General features: G+C 52.3%; 14 protein-coding genes. 6 read left to right on the forward strand and 8 right to left on the reverse strand.

Annotated features, from left to right (window positions below; translation table 11 throughout):
* Positions 1–34: 34 nt before the first annotated feature.
* Positions 35–2,089, reverse strand: a complete 2,055-nt coding sequence (helD, locus tag BS640_RS17165) for a DNA helicase IV (RefSeq protein WP_084912985.1) — start codon at positions 2,087–2,089, stop codon at positions 35–37.
* A gap of 162 nt (positions 2,090–2,251) precedes the next feature.
* Between helD and BS640_RS17170 the strand changes: the two genes are divergently transcribed.
* Complete coding sequence (locus tag BS640_RS17170; RefSeq protein ID WP_017490503.1) at positions 2,252–2,713, forward strand: YccF domain-containing protein; 462 nt, start codon at positions 2,252–2,254, stop codon at positions 2,711–2,713.
* Between the two features lie 32 nt (positions 2,714–2,745).
* Positions 2,746–4,902: a YccS family putative transporter gene (yccS, locus tag BS640_RS17175; protein ID WP_084912986.1), complete on the forward strand. Its 2,157-nt coding sequence runs from the start codon at positions 2,746–2,748 to the stop codon at positions 4,900–4,902.
* Positions 4,903–4,960: 58 nt separating this feature from the next.
* On the opposite strand, the gene BS640_RS17180 is transcribed toward yccS, so the two are convergent.
* On the reverse strand, positions 4,961–5,587 hold the full coding sequence (locus tag BS640_RS17180) for a TfoX/Sxy family DNA transformation protein (RefSeq protein WP_017490505.1): 627 nt from the start codon (positions 5,585–5,587) through the stop codon (positions 4,961–4,963).
* A 218-nt stretch (positions 5,588–5,805) separates the two neighbouring features.
* Between BS640_RS17180 and sulA the strand changes: the two genes are divergently transcribed.
* Together sulA and ompA are read left to right on the forward strand one after the other, a co-directional pair.
* Complete coding sequence (gene sulA, locus BS640_RS17185; RefSeq protein ID WP_081601386.1) at positions 5,806–6,312, forward strand: SOS-induced cell division inhibitor SulA; 507 nt, start codon at positions 5,806–5,808, stop codon at positions 6,310–6,312.
* Positions 6,313–6,668: 356 nt separating this feature from the next.
* Positions 6,669–7,742: a porin OmpA gene (gene ompA, locus BS640_RS17190; protein WP_017490506.1), complete on the forward strand. Its 1,074-nt coding sequence runs from the start codon at positions 6,669–6,671 to the stop codon at positions 7,740–7,742.
* Positions 7,743–7,863: 121 nt separating this feature from the next.
* Here the strand turns inward: ompA and matP are convergent, their stop codons facing one another.
* Positions 7,864–8,322, reverse strand: a complete 459-nt coding sequence (gene matP, locus BS640_RS17195; RefSeq protein WP_017490507.1) for a macrodomain Ter protein MatP — start codon at positions 8,320–8,322, stop codon at positions 7,864–7,866.
* Positions 8,323–8,542: 220 nt separating this feature from the next.
* Between matP and BS640_RS17200 the strand changes: the two genes are divergently transcribed.
* Positions 8,543–10,306, forward strand: coding sequence for an AAA family ATPase (locus BS640_RS17200; protein ID WP_026110346.1), 1,764 nt, complete (start codon positions 8,543–8,545; stop codon positions 10,304–10,306).
* A gap of 68 nt (positions 10,307–10,374) precedes the next feature.
* On the forward strand, positions 10,375–10,893 hold the full coding sequence (fabA, locus tag BS640_RS17205; protein ID WP_017490509.1) for a bifunctional 3-hydroxydecanoyl-ACP dehydratase/trans-2-decenoyl-ACP isomerase: 519 nt from the start codon (positions 10,375–10,377) through the stop codon (positions 10,891–10,893).
* Between the two features lie 201 nt (positions 10,894–11,094).
* Here fabA and rmf read toward each other — a convergent pair whose 3' ends face one another.
* The 5 genes from rmf to BS640_RS17235 all read right to left on the reverse strand — a co-directional run bounded on the left by rmf (position 11,095) and on the right by BS640_RS17235 (position 17,012).
* Entirely contained in the window at positions 11,095–11,262 is a 168-nt protein-coding gene (rmf, locus tag BS640_RS17210) for a ribosome modulation factor (RefSeq protein ID WP_081601387.1), read from the reverse strand.
* Between the two features lie 260 nt (positions 11,263–11,522).
* On the reverse strand, positions 11,523–12,104 hold the full coding sequence (pqiC, locus tag BS640_RS17220; protein ID WP_017490510.1) for a membrane integrity-associated transporter subunit PqiC: 582 nt from the start codon (positions 12,102–12,104) through the stop codon (positions 11,523–11,525).
* The gene (pqiB, locus tag BS640_RS17225; RefSeq protein WP_084912987.1) at positions 12,105–13,766 is read right to left on the reverse strand and encodes an intermembrane transport protein PqiB; all 1,662 of its coding nucleotides are present in this window, start codon (positions 13,764–13,766) and stop codon (positions 12,105–12,107) included.
* The gene (gene pqiA, locus BS640_RS17230) at positions 13,753–15,018 is read right to left on the reverse strand and encodes a membrane integrity-associated transporter subunit PqiA (RefSeq protein WP_084912988.1); all 1,266 of its coding nucleotides are present in this window, start codon (positions 15,016–15,018) and stop codon (positions 13,753–13,755) included. Before pqiA ends, pqiB begins: the two co-directional genes overlap by 14 nt.
* A gap of 89 nt (positions 15,019–15,107) precedes the next feature.
* On the reverse strand, positions 15,108–17,012 hold the full coding sequence (locus tag BS640_RS17235; RefSeq protein WP_017490513.1) for an ABC transporter ATP-binding protein: 1,905 nt from the start codon (positions 17,010–17,012) through the stop codon (positions 15,108–15,110).

A 17,012-nucleotide genomic window follows, 5' to 3' on the forward strand; every position in this document is an offset into this window, starting at 1 on the left:
CGTCGCGCATGATGTGGGCGACGCGTTTTAACCGTTACGGCTTACGCTGCGTGGGCACCCCCAGCGCCTCTAACTGCTCAATAAATACCGAGGGTCGCTCTTTGTCCTGCATCAGCCAGACCTGATGTTTCGCTCGGGTGATCGCCACATACAGCAGTCGACGCTCTTCCGCATCGGCAAAATCCTCTGGTTTAGGCAGTAACACTTCCTCCATCACTGACTCACGCGCCGCTGCCGGGAAACCGTCTTTGCCTTCATGCAGTCCAACAATTATCACGTATTCCGCCTGCTGACCTTTGCTGGCATGAATGGTCATAAAATCGAGATTCAGTTTAGGCCAACGCGTCGCCGCCTTTTCCAGCACTTCAGGCCGTAAGTGATGATAACGGGCCAGAATCAGGATCCGATCGTCGTCCTCAGCGAAACCACTCAGCTTGTCGAGCAGTTTCTCAATCTGGTCTTCCGGGAGTATGACGACGTTCTTTTTATTGCCCCGAGTGAGGCTGTTAAGCGGTTTTTTTAGCTGATGAGGATTCTGCAATACGAAACGATTGGCAATCTCTCCGATTCTGTCATTAAAGCGATAAGTGGTATCCAGTGCGCACTGGGCGCCTTCACCAAAGTGATGGGCAAACGCGGTGGTCAGCTCAAGCTCGGCGCCGCTAAAGCGGTAAATCGCCTGCCAGTCATCCCCAACTGCAAACAATGCCGTCTGGCTGTTTTGCTTACGCAGTGCGGACAATAGCCGTGCACGCTGCGGCGAAATGTCCTGAAATTCATCGACCAGAATGTGCTTCCACGGACTGACGAAACGGCTCTTTTCGAGGATATTGATGGCCTGATGGATAAGCCCGGAGAAATCGACGGCGTCCTCTTCTTTTAGTTTGGCTTTCCACGCTTTCATTAACGGAGCCATCAGGCGAACTCTTTTTTGGAAAAGCTCTCGCACCTCGTCAGAGGCCTGCTCAACCATCTCGGCTTGGCTGCCGCCGTGCGAGCGCATTAGCCCCAGCCATCGTTCGAGGCGACTCCCCAGCCGTTCGGCCAAGGCCTTGTTTTTCCAATAGTCGCCCTCAGGCACGTCCCACTCGAGCTCGTCAGTTAACCACTGACGCCAGCCGCTGGCCTGCGCTTTTTTTTCTGCGCACTGCTGCTGCCAGGTTTTCACCAGCAGGCTTCTGCACGCTTTGCTGTCGGTTTCGAGCTTACTGATTTTGGGGACTTTCTTGCTGCCTTCCTGAATGATTTGCAGCGCCAGTGCGTGGAAGGTTTTGGCTTTAATACCGTCAATCTGAAGTCGTTCTTTGATGCGGTTGTTCATTTCGTCTGCCGCCTGTCGCCCAAACGCCAGCAGCAAAATTTGTTCGGGGAGCGCTTCCTGACGACGCAGCAGCCAACCAGCCCGGGCCACCAGCACAGACGTCTTGCCGCTGCCCGCCCCCGCGAGCACCAGCACCGCGTCCTCACCGTTCACCACGGCGCGACACTGACTGTCATTGAGCGGCGAGGTCTCGACGCTGTCAAAAAAGTCACGATTTTGGCTGATAACCTGCTCAGTCCACGCCAGATTGCGCTGAACCACGCTTTGAGCGCCCTGATTCAGCCAGCGCAGGCAGGTTTCATAATCGTCACGGCAGTTGTCGAATTCGACAAGCCTTTCCACCGGAACCGGTATCGCTTCAAAGGCACGCTTAATTTTTGTCTGCACCTCGGCGAGACGTGTACGTTTGAACCAACTGTCCTGCTGCTCGATGCGGGTAATATTTTCAACCTGCTGCTGTAAAACGCCCGCACTGACCTCACTCATCTCCTGACTCCAGCTCTCCCATACCTTCAGCAAATGATGGTAGAACCTCTGCGTTTCCTGCCATTCAGTGCCATGCAGTCGGACCACCTTCTGCTCGGGAAGCTCGAACTCAAGCTCGCCCCAGACGATGCCGCGCTTGCAGCGGATGTTAATCAGCTGATTAAACGGAATCAGATAATGATGCTTATCGCCGCTGACCTCGACCCCCGCGTTCAGAAGCCGCACCCGATTGTAAGGGTGCTGTGCCAGATGCTTGCCAAATGATGTCGATTTCAGTTCCATGTTAATGCGCCATGTTTTTTAATTTTATGAGCGATACCCAAAGGGAGTTTACCTGCGATAGGCAGTGGCGCTCCAGCGCCAAAAACAGAGTAGAATACATAAGAGTAGGAATAAACGTAACGCAATGGCGTTGGAAAGCTTAAATCAAAGACGGGACTTTTTATGCGTACTGTACTGAACATTCTCAATTTCGTGTTGGGTGGTTTCTTCACCACTCTCGCCTGGCTGTTTGCCACTCTGGTCAGCATTGTGCTGATTTTTACGCTGCCCCTGACCCGCTCCTGCTGGGAAATCACCCGCCTTTCATTTTTGCCTTTTGGTAATGAAGCGGTACACGTTGATGAATTATATCCTGAAAAACGCAATGTGCTGCTTTCTGGCAGCGGTACCTTGCTCAATATCTTCTGGCTGATTTTCTTCGGCTGGTGGCTGTGTCTGTCTCACATCATCGCCGGCATCGCCCAGTGCATCAGCATCATCGGTATCCCGGTCGGCATCGCCAACTTCAAGATTGCCGCTATAGCCCTGTGGCCAGTGGGCAGACGCGTGGTGTCTGTTGAGATGGCGAAACAGGCCAGAGAGGCAAGCGCCGCGCGTTTAAGAAATAACGGACGTATCCGCTGAACCTATAATTTACCTTCTTGCTGGAGTACTCCGTGCTTTCAATTGCGCCAGGTTTGAGACGCTATGCTTACAACAGTAATTTGCTGTACAGCATTCGTATTTTTATCGCACTTGCGGGGACCGTTGCCGGTCCCTGGCTACTTTCTCAACCTAAACTGACCATTCCGCTCACGCTCGGCGTCGTAGCGGCCGGATTAAGCGATCTGGATGACAGGCTAGCGGGTCGCCTTCGTAACCTGCTGATCACACTTGTCTCTTTCTTTGTCGCCTCGGTGTCGGTAGTACTGCTTTTTCCTCATCCGTGGCTGTTCGCCGTGGGTCTGGCGGTGTCTACCTGTGGCTTTATTCTGTTGGGTGCGTTAGGACAACGTTATGCCACCATCGCCTTTGGCGCGCTGCTGATTGCCATCTATACCATGCTCGGCATTAATAACGTTTATCAGGTCTGGTATGAGCAATCTGCGCTGCTGTTGACGGGTACCGTATGGTATTACCTGCTCACGCTGACTGGACACGTGCTTTTGCCGATTCGCCCACTACAGGATAATATTTCACGCTGCTATCAGAAACTGGCGGTGTATCTGGATGCAAAATCCACCCTGTTTGACCCCGATCAAGAAGGTGATAACAGCAAACAGCTGGTCAATCTGGCGATGGCTAACGGCCAGTTAGTGACCACGCTGAATGAGACCAAAACCGCGTTGCAGAGCCGCTTAAAGGGTGACCGCGGTCAGAAGGGAACCCGCCGCACGCTGCAATATTATTTTGTGGCACAGGATATACACGAACGCGCCAGTTCGATTCACGTCAACTATCAGCGGCTTTCCGAACAGTTTCACCACACGGATATTTTATTCCGTCTGCAAAGACTCATGAGTATGCAGTCGGTAGCCTGTCAGCAGCTTTCACAGTGCATTCTTTATCGCCAAAAATATCAGCACAATCCACTGTTCGAGCGCGCCTTTGTTCGACTGGGTGAGGCCATCGAGCGTCAGATGGCGCTCAGCCCGGACAGTCGTCTTATCAAGGCATTACGTCACCTGATTAAAAACCTCCGCGCCATAGATGCCCAATTGTCTAACATCGAGTCAGAGCAGGCGCTGTCGGAAGCGGCGACCGCCGGACCTAAAACCTTTGCCGATGACAAACTCACCGGATTTCAGGATATCTGGCTGCGTATTTCGCGCCATCTGACGCCAAAGTCTGCGCTATTTCGCCACGCGGTGCGTATGTCTGCGGTGCTGCTTTTTGGCTATGCGTTTATTCAGATAAGCGGACTGAGCCACGGCTACTGGATCCTGCTGACCAGCCTGTTCGTCTGCCAGCCAAACTATAGCGCCACGCGAAGAAGATTGGCGCTGCGCGTTGTTGGCACATTAGCGGGCGTCGCGTTAGGCATGCCGATTCTGTATTTCATTCCTTCTCTCGAAGGACAAATGATTTTAATCGTCATCTGCGGGATGCTGTTTTTCACCTTTCGCAGCGTGCAATACGCACATGCCACGATGTTTATCACGCTGTTGGCGCTGCTGCTGTTTAATCTGATGGGACAAGGGTTCGAGGTTGCCATACCCCGAATCATCGACACGCTAATAGGTTGTCTGATTGCCTGGTTCGCCGTCAGCTTTATCTGGCCCGACTGGCGTTTTCGCCAGCTACCGACGGTGGTTAACAAGACCTTTTATGCTAACTGTCGCTATCTGGATGCCATTTTGGTTCAGTATCATCAGGGCAAAGACAACGGTCTTGAATATCGTATTGCCAGAAGGGATGCACATAACTGTGACGCAGAATTGGCGTCGGTTGTCTCGAACATGACCTCCGAGAAAGATAACGACAGAGACACGCTTGACGCGGCTTTCCGCCTGCTGTGCCTGAATCACACCATGCTCAGCTATATATCCGCGCTGGGCGCACACCGCGAAAAGCTTGAAGACAGTGAAACCTTGACGCTGCTTGATGATGCAACGCGCTATGTCGATAGCGCACTGCATCATGAAGGGACAGATGACTCTCAGGTCAAAGAATTGCTTCATACGCTCTCCGAACGTATTCAAGCCAAAACGACGGCGTCGGACACCAAAGAGCAACTAGTTCTGCAACAAATTAGGCTACTGCTGGAACATATTCCTGAAATGACCAGCCTTAATAATAAAATTTCCCCAGCCGGGAAAGGGCTTAACGTTTAAGCGCTCAAGCCGCTAAAACAAGGCCAGCGGAGAACCTGTGTTTTCCGCTGGCCCGACGCTAGGCCCTTATCCCCTGCTCTTCCTGAGTAAAGATATTAAACCAGTCGGTCAATCTGGCGCGCGACGGGACGGGCAACACCGACATGTGATACCCCAGAATCGCCCCTTCGAGGGCAAATAGCGTAAGGATGCCCGGCACCTTTTTCACTGAGCAGAGTTTAACGTAGGTTTTAATGGCCCCCTGCATTCGAAGTTCGGCGGAATTTTTAACGCCAATCTGCCACAGCATTCGCTCCATCGATAAATTGATATTCGGCAAATCCTTTAGCCTCCTCGGATCGTTCTTCTTCGCTGCCTTTTCAATTTGCATCCCCCGAATAGCATCATTCGCCAGCTTAATCAGCCGCTCAGGCTGCTGCCAAAGTGACTCACCCACCTGAAAATAGCGCAACAGGATCTCGATACCTCGTTTGTGATAAACAAACTGCCGCATAGCCATCTGCCTCATTATTTCTTCGTTTTCATTGGTGGCGCGCAGATACAGCTCTCCGTCCGCCACCAGCGCAAACATCGCATCACCGTACGACAGGCTGTACCCCCCGAATTGAGGCCGAGAATGAATCACACCCAAAGGTGATAACAAAGCTATGGATTGAGCAATCTTTTTTTTAGTTTCATTTAACATATTGATTTCCTTATCGCTTAATTCAAACGAAGTGAGATTTGATACTACATGAACCCTTTAAGCAAAATACTCAAACCCTCTTACGCAGCCAAATCTAAACTCTCTTTCTCGACGATTAACTTCAAGAGTTGCGAGATATCTTGGAAAAATTAGGTTGATCTCTCGCCATATGCACAGTACTGTATATCCGTACAGTAACTAACTGGTGGAACAACACTATGCGAACTCATCATCGTCATCATTCTCATTTCAGTCAGCATCCTTTATCGGCAAACGCGACGCCAATATGCCAAAATTCAACGGCTAACAGTGGCTTACTGAGCGAGTTCGTCTATAGTGAAAATCAGCCAGCTTTGACGCAATTGCTCTTACCGCTGCTCCACCATCTCGGTGCACAGTCTCGCTGGCTGCTTTGGCTTACTCCAACCCAAAAACTGAGCCGTCGCTGGTTGGCCCAATCGGGTTTACCCGTGGACAAGATAGTTCAGGTGAGTCAGCTTGAAGGTATTGCATCCGTCGATGCCATGGAGCGCGCTTTATTGACAGGTAACTACAGTGTAGTACTCGGTTGGCTGCCAGAATTAAGTGACTCAGATCGCAAAAGATTACAAGTCGCTGCAGAAACCGGAGGATCTTATGGCTTCATCATGAAGCCCCTGGAAGATCGATTTTCAGGTGCCGGACAACCTCCAGCAGTAAAAATTCATTCCTCCGTGTACCATTAATTCAATTTAGGAGTAATCTGACAAAAATAATCCGTTTATTAGTGATTCGTGCTGATTATCGCGCCGGAGCCAGTAAAAACGGGTGTTTTTGAGGTTTAAAAACACATAGTTTCGTCAACATTTTGTCTATGATGTTAAGAAATGTGTACATTTTCCCGTTTTTTTCCTGAGCGTAATCACATCAAGCTTGTAACTTTCTCGCCACGTTGTAGACTTTAGTTCGCCAAGGTTGCTCTTATAATGCCTACGAAAAGTGGCAAGTACCTAAGTGAAGCAATAACTTGGACGAAGGAATTTAACCAAGGGCTTAAAGCTTAAAGCTCAATTGCCTATTTGGATGATAACGAGGCGCAAAAATGAAAAAGACAGCTATCGCATTAGCAGTGGCACTGGCAGGTTTCGCTACCGTAGCGCAAGCCGCACCGCAAGATAACACCTGGTACACCGGTGGTAAATTGGGCTGGTCCCAGTATCACGATACTGGTTTCGCTAATGCTTACAATGGTATTGGCAACGGTCCAACTCACGACAGCCAACTGGGTGCCGGTGCGTTTGTAGGTTACCAAGCGAACCCATACCTGGGCTTCGAACTGGGATATGACTGGCTTGGCCGTATGGCTTACAAAGGCAGCGTAAACAACGGCGCATTCAAAGCACAAGGCGTTCAGCTGACTGCTAAACTGAGCTACCCACTGACTGACGATCTGGATATCTACACTCGTCTGGGTGGTATGGTTTGGCGTGCAGACGCTAAAGGTAACTTTGGCAACGGCAACCGCGTAAGCGACAACGACACCGGTGTTTCTCCACTGGCTGCAGTTGGTTTCGAATACGCACTGACCAAAAACTGGGCAACCCGTCTGGATTACCAGTGGGTTAACAACATCGGTGATGCTGCTACCGTGGGTGCACGTCCTGATAACGCAACTCTGTCTGTCGGTGTTTCTTACCGTTTCGGCCAGGGTGAAGCGCCAGCTCCAGTTGTTGCTCCAGCACCAGCTCCAGCTCCAGTTGTTCAGACTCACAAGTTCACTCTGAAGTCTGACGTTCTGTTCACCTTCGGCAAATCTACTCTGAAACCAGAAGGCCGTCAGGCACTGGATCAGCTGTACACCCAGCTGAGCTCACTGGATCCGAAAGACGGTTCAGTCGTGGTTCTGGGTTACACCGACCCAGTAGGTTCAGAAGCATCTAACCAGAAACTGTCTGAGCAACGCGCTCAATCAGTAGTGGATTACCTGGTATCTAAAGGTATCCCTTCTAACAAGATCTCTGCACAGGGTCGCGGTGAAGCAGATCAGCTGACCGGTAGCTTCGGTTACAAATCTGGTCGTGCTACTAAAGCTCAGATCGCAGCCTTCGCACCTAACCGTCGCGTAGAAATCGAAGTTAAAGGTATCAAAGACGTTGTTACTCAGCCACAGGCTTAAGTAATAGCGCTATCTTCTGATAGACCTGACTTTAAAAACCCCGCATTGCGGGGTTTTTTTTATGGCGTAAAAAGAGATAAAACAGCAGGCGGGGTGTAACCAGACGCATAAAGGGATCGCGTTAGCTTTCTTTGTTGTCGAGGATCTGCAAAAGATCCTGCTTGAGCGAAGACATTTGATTGGCGTACTTTTCTTTGCGTTCCGCATCTTCGAGCAGCTGAATGATGGTGTCCGACAGGGTAACGCCACGCCGCTGGGCCAAGGCAGCCAGTCTCTGCCAGACCAGAAACTCGAGATCGATAGACTTTTTACGCGTGTGCTGATGCTCCGAATTGAAATGACGCTTACGACGCGCACGAATAGTCTGCTTCAGACGATTATCCAGCGCTTTACTCATGTGGTTATCTATCCACTCGAGCACTTTGATCGGTTCGTTTTCTAATCGGAGAAGCTGCTCCACAGCATCCTGCGCCGCACTGTTCTCGATGTGGCGGGTGATCCTTTCACCTTCGCGGTGTTTTTTTACCAGATACTTCCATTTCCAACCGCTCTCAAGGTTTTCCAGTTGCTGATATTTCATCGCAGGCTCTTCTGTGACCATCTAACGTTGATAAGCATAGCAGCATTATGTCACTTTTTTCCCTAAATATGTCACGACATTACCAGAGGTAAGTGGTTAAATTTCACCCATAAACTGCATAATGTCACATCTGCATGGGCTAACCGTGACTCTCGTGGTATGCAGCACGGCTTATTCTTGTATAATCGCCCTTTCCCTTTTGAAGACTACAGCTAACACATTGACCAATAACCGACTTGATTGGCAGCTCTTACTGCCGGACTCTACGCCATACCAGACAATTTTTGCTACAGCGGATCAGTTGGCCCCGGTCGATTTTTCCCTTATTCAGCCTCGTCTTGAGAATGGACTTTCCCTTTTCTGCTTCCCTAATTCGCGCACGCGTTTTATGACGGTCAAAGGCCAGGAAAGTCGCGATTATCTCTCGCGTCTGGCCTCTGTCGTTAACGACCTGCTGCCAGAAGCTGAAGAAATTGTCGGCAGCCAGTACCAGATTGACGGACGTCACGTTCAGGTACTGCCCGCACAGGACCCAACGGCCCCTTTCAGCGGAACGTCGAGCTGTCTTTATCAGGAATGGATTGAACCCGAGCAACTCTTTGGCTGTGTCCGCATCTATAAGGACCAGATTGAGCTTCAGCCCGGTTTAATTCATCAGGTTAATGGCGGCGTACTGATCCTGTCTATCCGCTCGCTGCTGGCCCAGCCGTTGCTGTGGCTGCGCCTTAAGCAGATGATCACCCAGGAAAGCTACCATTGGGTTTCTCCCGATGAAACGCGCCCGCTGCCGGTAAATATTCCGCCGATGCCGTTAGACGTTAAGCTTATCCTGGTTGGCGATCGCGTCTCTCTGGGCGAGCTGAATGATATGGAGCCGGAGCTGCTGGAGTCGGCGTTCTACGGTGAGTTTGAAGCTGACCTGCCTCTGGCCGACAATGACGACATGGAAAAATGGTGTGCCTATGTCAATACGTTGGCCGACGAACTCGAGATCCCGCGCCTTGCCGCCGACGCATGGCCTGAGTTGTTCAAGGCTGCGGTGCGCTTTAGTGGCGATCAGGGCTGCTTGCCCCTTTGCCCAACCTGGCTCTCGGCTCAACTGAGCGAGGCCGAGCTTTATAATGACGATCCTGAGCTCACCGCCAAATCTTTCGACGCGGCGATTTCGACCCGCGCATGGCGTGAAAGCTATCTTCAGGAGCGTATGCAGGATGAAATCGAGCTGGGTCAGATTCTGATCGAGACCGATGGAGAAGTGATTGGTCAAATTAACGGCCTGTCGGTGCTGGAATATCCGGGGCATCCGCGCGCCTTCGGTGAACCTTCACGTATTAGCTGCGTTGTGCATACCGGTGATGGAGAATTCACCGACGTAGAACGTAAGGCAGAGCTTGGCGGCAATCTTCATGCTAAAGGCATGATGATTATGCAGGCCTTCCTGATTGCCGAACTGGAGCTCGATCAGCCGCTCCCCTTCTCTGCCTCGATTGTGTTCGAGCAGAGCTATGGTGAGGTTGATGGCGACAGTGCCTCGCTGGCCGAACTGTGTGCGCTGATCAGTGCGTTGGCGATGCAGCCTATCAATCAGCAAATCGCGGTGACGGGTTCGGTTGACCAATTCGGCAACGTACAGCCTATCGGCGGGGCCAATGAAAAAATCGAAGGATTCTTCGAGGTTTGCCAACGTCGTGGATTGACCGGCAAGCAAGGCGTGATTATTCCTACGGCTAACGTACGCAATCTCTGCCTGCACCCGCAGGTTATTGAAGCGGTTCGAGATGGCAAGTTCCACCTGTGGGCGGTTGAGAATGCGGCCGATGCGCTGCCTATCCTGACCGGTTTACTCTTTACGAATCAAGAGGAAAACGAGGAAAGTCCGACGCTGTTGGGACTTATTCAGGAGAGGATTGCTCAGGCAACCTTATCCGAGCGCCCTCGTTATCCGTGGCCACTGCGCTGGTTAAATTGGTTTTCGCACAGCTGATCGGACTTGTTCGGCTTACAGCTGTTAGCTAAGATGCGTGCTTCAACAAAATAAGGCTTACATACAACATGGTAGATAAACGCGAATCCTATACGAAAGAAGACCTCGTAGCCTCTGGCAAAAGCGAACTTTTCGGAGCAGGTGGACCACCATTGCCGTCGGGCAATATGCTGATGATGGACCGCATCGTCAAAATGACCGAAGACGGCGGTAGCCACAATAAGGGTTATGTTGAAGCCGAATTAGATATCAATCCCGATCTGTGGTTCTTCGGATGCCACTTCATCGGCGATCCGGTGATGCCTGGTTGTCTGGGTCTGGACGCGATGTGGCAGTTGGTCGGTTTCTATCTCGGCTGGCTGGGTGGCGAAGGCAAAGGCCGCGCACTGGGCGTTGGCGAAGTGAAATTCACCGGTCAGGTGCTGCCAACGGCTAAGAAAGTGACTTATCGTCTGAACTTCAAACGCGTGATCAATCGTAAACTGATCATGGGTGTGGCAGACGGTGAAGTGTTGGTTGACGGCGAAGTTATCTATACCGCCACTGACCTGAAAGTGGGTCTGTTCAAAGACACCGCCGCTTTCTAAAAAATAAAGCGTTACCCAGGTAATTTTGGATTTAGGCAACATGGCGAAAGAGTGAATTTCAGGAGCTTACACAAACAAAAGTAGGTGACTGGGGGGCATCAGAGACGCCAACGCAGCAGAAATTCTAGATATGAAGGGTAAAAAACCTCCGCAGTTTGCTGTCAAATTGCGGAGGTTATCCTTTTACTGTCAGGGGTAGACTTACGCGTTAACTGCCCTAACCTCCATGGCCTCTCGCCAACCTCCAAGCCAGTGTGACCGCGCATCTAGCGATTGGTAAGGACAAATTTCTTTCGAACGTCCTACAATACCTGCTTGGTATCCACGTGATTGTGCCCGTTCCAGGCGATCGCGTTTTTGTCTCTTCATGCCTCGTGTCCCTCATTATTCAGGTCAAGTGGAAAGAAAACAGTGTCCGCTTAACTGCGTCCACACCTAACAAATAGCCCCGATTCTCCCGTAGGTCAATGCGCAAAATTCACGCCACTGTCACAATATTGCGCTATCTTTATTGATTGCGCGCAAGCTAATCGCGCAGCTAAAGCCTCAGGCACCTGATCGCCAATAAAAAAATCCCGCCCCCTGAATGACCAGGAAGCGGGATTTTTTATCGAACTAATAAAAAGAATTTATCTTATTTGCAGGGCGATGCTGTTGGCTTCTTGTTCCCAACCCGTCGCCAAAGTCCTGACCAGCGCATCATAACCATCCTGATTCTGCTTCAGCTCGATATTGAAGTTATGCTGGCTGACCTGCCCATCACGCGTAAGCGTCCATGTGCCGCTGATGACGGCCGTGCCGTCATAGCGCCCATGGAACCCTGTTACGTTCACAGAAAGCTGCTCCTGATTGCCATCACTGGCCTGTTGGCCTGATACAACCCAGCCCGGCAGATTGCGGCCGAGGTAGGTTTGCAGAGTCTGCTGCAGCTGTTGGTCAAGCGGACTGGCCCACAGGTTATTGGCCGCCATCACGTACTGCACGTCGTTAGTCTGGTAAACCAGACCCGAGGTACCGAGGAAGTCGGCCACGCTAACCTGAGAAATCCACAGCTTCGGTTTTTGTGCGGCAGGCGTTAGCCCACCGCCTGCACTCACCACCGCTACCGGTGCCGAACTGTTGACAGTCGGCAGTTGGTAATAGGTTTTTTTACCGTCGCTGCTACAGGCAGCCAGGAACAACGCTAAGACGACAGGTATCCATTTCATCATTTATTTGGCCTTCTTCGGCTGAGGATCATCTTGCCCTGGGGCGGCGAATACCAGCGCATTACTCTTATGATTCAGAGTCCTGAGCACTGGCTGCAGTTCACGCAGCGTTTCATCCAGACGCTGCATATCATCGACCATCTTGTTGTAGGCCGGTGAACCAGGCTGGAAGCCCTGCATGCTGCGATTAAGCTGCAACAGCGTTTTCTGCATATCCTGCGGCAGATTCTTCATCTCTTTGCTCGAGACAATGGCGTTGAGCGAGTCGATGGTTTTCTGCGTCGATTGCAGCGTTTTCTGACTCTGCGCCAGCGTCTTGGTCGCTTCCGTAATCATTGGATTCAACGGCAAGGCGTTGATCTTATCCAGGGTTGCCATCAGTTTCTGCTGGATCTGTGCCAGACCCCCACTCACCGTCGGCAACAGCGCCTGACCATCAATAGACTTCGGTCCGGTCCAAGGCTTGGCGTTAGGGTAGAAGTCCAGATCGACGTACAGCGAACCGGTCAGCAGGTTGGCAGATTTCAACGATGCGCGCAGACCATGCTTGAGCGCCGCCTGAAGCTGTTCATCCATATTGAAGTTTTTACCCAGCAGTTTGTTGAAACGCTCAGGCTCGATGCGAATCAAGACCGGAATGCTGTAACCGCTGTCGATCTGGCTCGCCATACCAAACTTCTCATAAGGCACCTGGCCGACCGTACCCAAACGAATACCGCGGAACTCAACCGACGCGCCCGGCTGCAGACCACGCACCGAATCGCTGAAGAACAGCACATAGTCGGTATGGTTGGTATACAGAGAGTCCTGAATGCTGCGCTGGTCGTTGAACAGGGCATAGGACGCGCTGTTGTCGGCTTTGTTACCGGCTTCCCAACCGTCTGGCACGTCGAAGCTGACGCCACCGCTAAACAGCGTGGTGAGCGAGCCCATTTCGACGCGAATGCCGGCAGAAGACATATCAAAGTTCACCCCGCTCTCTTTCCAGAAACGCACGTTGGTGGTCACCAGGCCATCATATGGCGCACGGATAAACAGCTGATAGCGAATCTTACGCGACTGCGGGTCGAAGTGGCTGGTTTCCACCGTCCCCACCTGGAAGCCGCGGAACAGCACCGGATCGCCTGGATTTAGCTGACCGGCACGGTCACTGGTCAGAATAACGCGAATACCCTGGGCGTCCGGAGAAGCCAACGGCGGTGCGTCAAGTAACTTGTATTGCTCTTTCTCTTCGCCTTTAGATCCCGGCTGAAGCTGGATATAGGCGCCAGACAGCAGCGTGCCGAGCCCTGAAATCCCTTCACGCCCAATCTGCGGTTTCACGACCCAAAACACCGAGTCGTTCTTGAGCATTTTTTCCATGCCAGAATCGAGTCGTGCCTTGATAATGACCTGCTGTAGGTCAGCGCTCAGACTGACCGTTTCGACCTGCCCCACGTTAACGTTACGGCTTTTTATGCTCGTTTTACCGGCTTCAATGCCTTCCGCCGACGAGGTAATCAGTGTCACCTCCGGTCCCTGATGACTAAAGTGATAAAACAGGATCCAGCCGCCGATGAGGGCGGTCAGGATCGGGATTATCCACACTGGAGACCAGCGCTTGATACTCCCGACTTCGGCTTCACCCGAGGTGTTTTCATCCCGGGTGTGTTTATTTTCCGCCATCGCGTTGCTCCTTATTATCAAAGGTTCCTGAGCGATCCCAAATCAAACGGGGATCGAAAGTGGTTGCGGCGAACATCGTGAGGATCACGACCAATGCAAACAGCAAGGCGCCGATATCTGGATAAATACTCATTAACTGCCCCATTCTGACCAGCGCCGAGAGCACCGCGATAACGAAAACGTCAATCATCGACCAACGACCCACCAGCTCCACCACCTCATAGATGACGTGCTGCCTCTCGCGGTCGACCCGTTTGCGGCTTTGTGCGTCCCAGCACAGCCAGGCGATCGCCAACATTTTCAGCGACGGCACCATGATACTGGCGATAAAAATCACCATCGCTATCGGATAAGAGCCCTCTCCCCAAAGGAACACCACGCCCGCCATAATGGTCGAGGTCATCTTGGTTCCCAGTGACTGGGTAATCATGATAGGCATCAAGTTGGCCGGGATATACAGCATCAGCGACGTCACCAGCAGCGCCATGGTCCACTGTAGGCTGTAGCGCTTACGCGCATGTCCCTTGCTGGTACAACGCGGACACACTGACTGCTTTGCCGGCAGTATCGCCATGCAGCATTCGCAGGAGCGCAGCCCCTGCGAGAGGCCGCTTTGCCCAACGTGTAAAGGCTGAGCAATCGTCGGTGTCGGTGCCGCCTGATTCCACAGCCAGTAACGGTCTGTGCACTGGAATGCGCGTACCTGAAGTAAACAGAACAAAACGTAGGGAATAAAGCTGGTGCCGATCCCCACTTCACCGTAGGCGATAAGCTTAACAAAGCTCACTAATACGCCGGCGAGGAAAATCTCGACCATACACCAGGGTTTAAGGTGGAACAGGATCCAAGCGATACGAATCTTCCACGCCCTGGGTAGCGGCGCTCTTCCGCAGAGGATAACGATTGCCAGCATACAAAATGCCGGAATAAGCTGGACCACAATCATAAACAGCGACGCCATACTGGCGTAGTCATCTGCCACCAGCACCTGCGGAATTTGAATCAGGGTTATCTGGCTGGTCAGCCCTTTGACGTTCATGTTCACGAACGAGAACATATTCGCCAGCACCAGCATGAAGAGTGCACAAAGCGCGTAGCCAAGCGGCCGTTTACGCGGCTCTTTCCAGCGCGTGGTCAGCGTAGATTTACAACGAGGACAGCTGGCCTTTTGGCCATATTGCAGTGCGGGCAGCGTCACCAATAAATCACAGTCGGGACACAGTATGTGCGGGTCATGAGAGTGTGAACACACATTCAACTCCTCAATGGCGAAACACGGGGAAAACCGAAAACCTTACCGCCTTCCCTTCACTGGGAAAGCGGTAAAGCCAAGACGCAACCTTAGCCGTTTTTCTGGGCTTCAAGCGCTTCCCAACGCTCAAACGCCTGCTCTAATTCGAGCTCGGCACTGGCAAGGGCATTCAATACTTGCTGGGTTTCATCGTGAGGGCGCGTAAAGAAGTCGGCGTCACTCATCTGCTTGCCGAGTTCTTCGATACGTGTTTCCAACTCACTGATTTTCTGAGGTAACTGTTCCAGCTCACGCTGTTGATTGTAGCTCAGTTTATTCGCAGTACGTTTTACCGGCTCAGCTTTTACCGCCGCCGCCGCTTTAGTCTCTACCGGTGCAGACTGACGCAGCACGCGCTGGGATTTACGCTGATGGTGCGCATCGTGATAACCGCCGACGTAGCTGTTAATCACGCCGTCGCCTTCGTAGATCCAGCATTCGGTCGCGGAGTTGTCGACGAATTCACGGTCGTGGCTGACCAGCATAACGGTACCCTGGTAGCTGTCGATCAGCTCTTCCAGCAGTTCCAGCGTTTCTACGTCAAGGTCATTGGTTGGTTCATCGAGAATCAACAGGTTGCTTGGGCGCAGGAAAAGTTTAGCCAGCAGGAGACGGTTACGCTCACCGCCGGACAGCGCCTTGACCGGGGTCATTGCGCGTTTTGGGTGGAACAGGAAGTCCTGCAGATAGCCCAGCACGTGACGTGAACGGCCGTTGACCATCACCTCTTGCTTGCCTTCTGCCAGGTTGTCCATCACGGTGCGTTCTGGGTCGAGCTCGGCACGGTGCTGGTCGAAGTAGGCAACTTCCAGCTTGGTACCGCAGTGAACGCGGCCGCTGTCGGCTTCGAGCTGACCTAACATCAGCTTGAGTAGCGTCGTTTTACCACAGCCGTTCGGGCCTACCAGCGCAATCTTGTCGCCACGCATAACCTGGGCGGTGAAATGGCTAACCAGCTGTTTACCAGACACATTGTAGCTGACGTCTTCCATTTCGAAGACAATCTTGCCTGAACGAACCGCTTCTTCCACCTGCATTTTGGCGGTGCCCATCACTTCGCGGCGCTCGGAGCGCTCGCGACGCAAGGCTTTCAGTGCACGCACGCGGCCTTCGTTACGGGTACGACGTGCCTTGATGCCCTGGCGGATCCACACTTCTTCCTGCGCCAGCTTCTTGTCAAATTCGGCATTTTGCAGCTCTTCCACGCGCAGCGCTTCTTCTTTGCTGGTCAGATACAGCTCATAGTTGCCCGGATAGGACACCAGCTTGCCGCGGTCGAGGTCGACAATACGCGTCGCCATGTTGCGGATGAAGGAACGGTCGTGGGAGATAAAGATAATGCTGCCCTGGAACTCTTTCAGGAACTCTTCCAGCCACGCGATACTTTCGATATCCAGGTGGTTAGTCGGTTCGTCAAGCAGCAGAACCTGCGGTGAGCTGACCAGCGCACGGCCCAGCGCCGCTTTACGCAGCCAGCCGCCGGACAGTGCAGAAAGCTCGGTATCACCGTCAAGACCCAGCTGCAGCAGAACTTCCGAAATACGGCTGTCGAGCTGCCACAGGCCCTGGTGATCGAGGATCTCCATAATCTGCGCCAGCTTGTTCATGTTCTTCTCACTCGGGTCGCTTTCGACCAGATGTGAAATCGCGTGGTAGGCTTTGAGATGCTCGGCCTGCTCGGCAACGCCTTCGGAGACGAAGTCAAATACCGTGCCGCCGATGTTGCGCGGAGGATCCTGCTGCAAACGCGCAACAATCAGGTCCTGCTCATACACAATGCGTCCGTCATCCAGCGGCACTTCGCGGTTGAGGATCTTCATCAGCGTTGATTTACCCGCGCCGTTACGCCCAACCAGACAGACGCGCTCGTTAGGTTCGATATGTAATTCAGTGTTGTCTAAAATGGGGGCATCGCTGAAGGACAGCCATGCACCTGACATGCTAATTAACGACAT

Source organism: Rouxiella badensis (genome assembly GCF_002093665.1).
GTDB classification, from domain to species: Bacteria; Pseudomonadota; Gammaproteobacteria; order Enterobacterales; family Enterobacteriaceae; genus Rouxiella; species Rouxiella badensis.

What these genes read in the sequence shown, in the direction of transcription:
- helD (WP_084912985.1), bottom strand. Translation starts at nt 2,089, where the DNA reads ATGGAACTGAAATCGACATCATTTGGCAAGCATCTGGCACAGCACCCT.
- BS640_RS17170 (WP_017490503.1), top strand. Translation starts at nt 2,252, where the DNA reads ATGCGTACTGTACTGAACATTCTCAATTTCGTGTTGGGTGGTTTCTTC.
- BS640_RS17180 (WP_017490505.1), bottom strand. Translation starts at nt 5,587, where the DNA reads ATGTTAAATGAAACTAAAAAAAAGATTGCTCAATCCATAGCTTTGTTA.
- sulA (WP_081601386.1), top strand. Translation starts at nt 5,806, where the DNA reads ATGCGAACTCATCATCGTCATCATTCTCATTTCAGTCAGCATCCTTTA.
- ompA (WP_017490506.1), top strand. Translation starts at nt 6,669, where the DNA reads ATGAAAAAGACAGCTATCGCATTAGCAGTGGCACTGGCAGGTTTCGCT.
- matP (WP_017490507.1), bottom strand. Translation starts at nt 8,322, where the DNA reads ATGAAATATCAGCAACTGGAAAACCTTGAGAGCGGTTGGAAATGGAAG.
- fabA (WP_017490509.1), top strand. Translation starts at nt 10,375, where the DNA reads ATGGTAGATAAACGCGAATCCTATACGAAAGAAGACCTCGTAGCCTCT.
- rmf (WP_081601387.1), bottom strand. Translation starts at nt 11,262, where the DNA reads ATGAAGAGACAAAAACGCGATCGCCTGGAACGGGCACAATCACGTGGA.
- pqiC (WP_017490510.1), bottom strand. Translation starts at nt 12,104, where the DNA reads ATGATGAAATGGATACCTGTCGTCTTAGCGTTGTTCCTGGCTGCCTGT.
- pqiB (WP_084912987.1), bottom strand. Translation starts at nt 13,766, where the DNA reads ATGGCGGAAAATAAACACACCCGGGATGAAAACACCTCGGGTGAAGCC.
- BS640_RS17235 (WP_017490513.1), bottom strand. Translation starts at nt 17,012, where the DNA reads ATGTCGTTAATTAGCATGTCAGGTGCATGGCTGTCCTTCAGCGATGCC.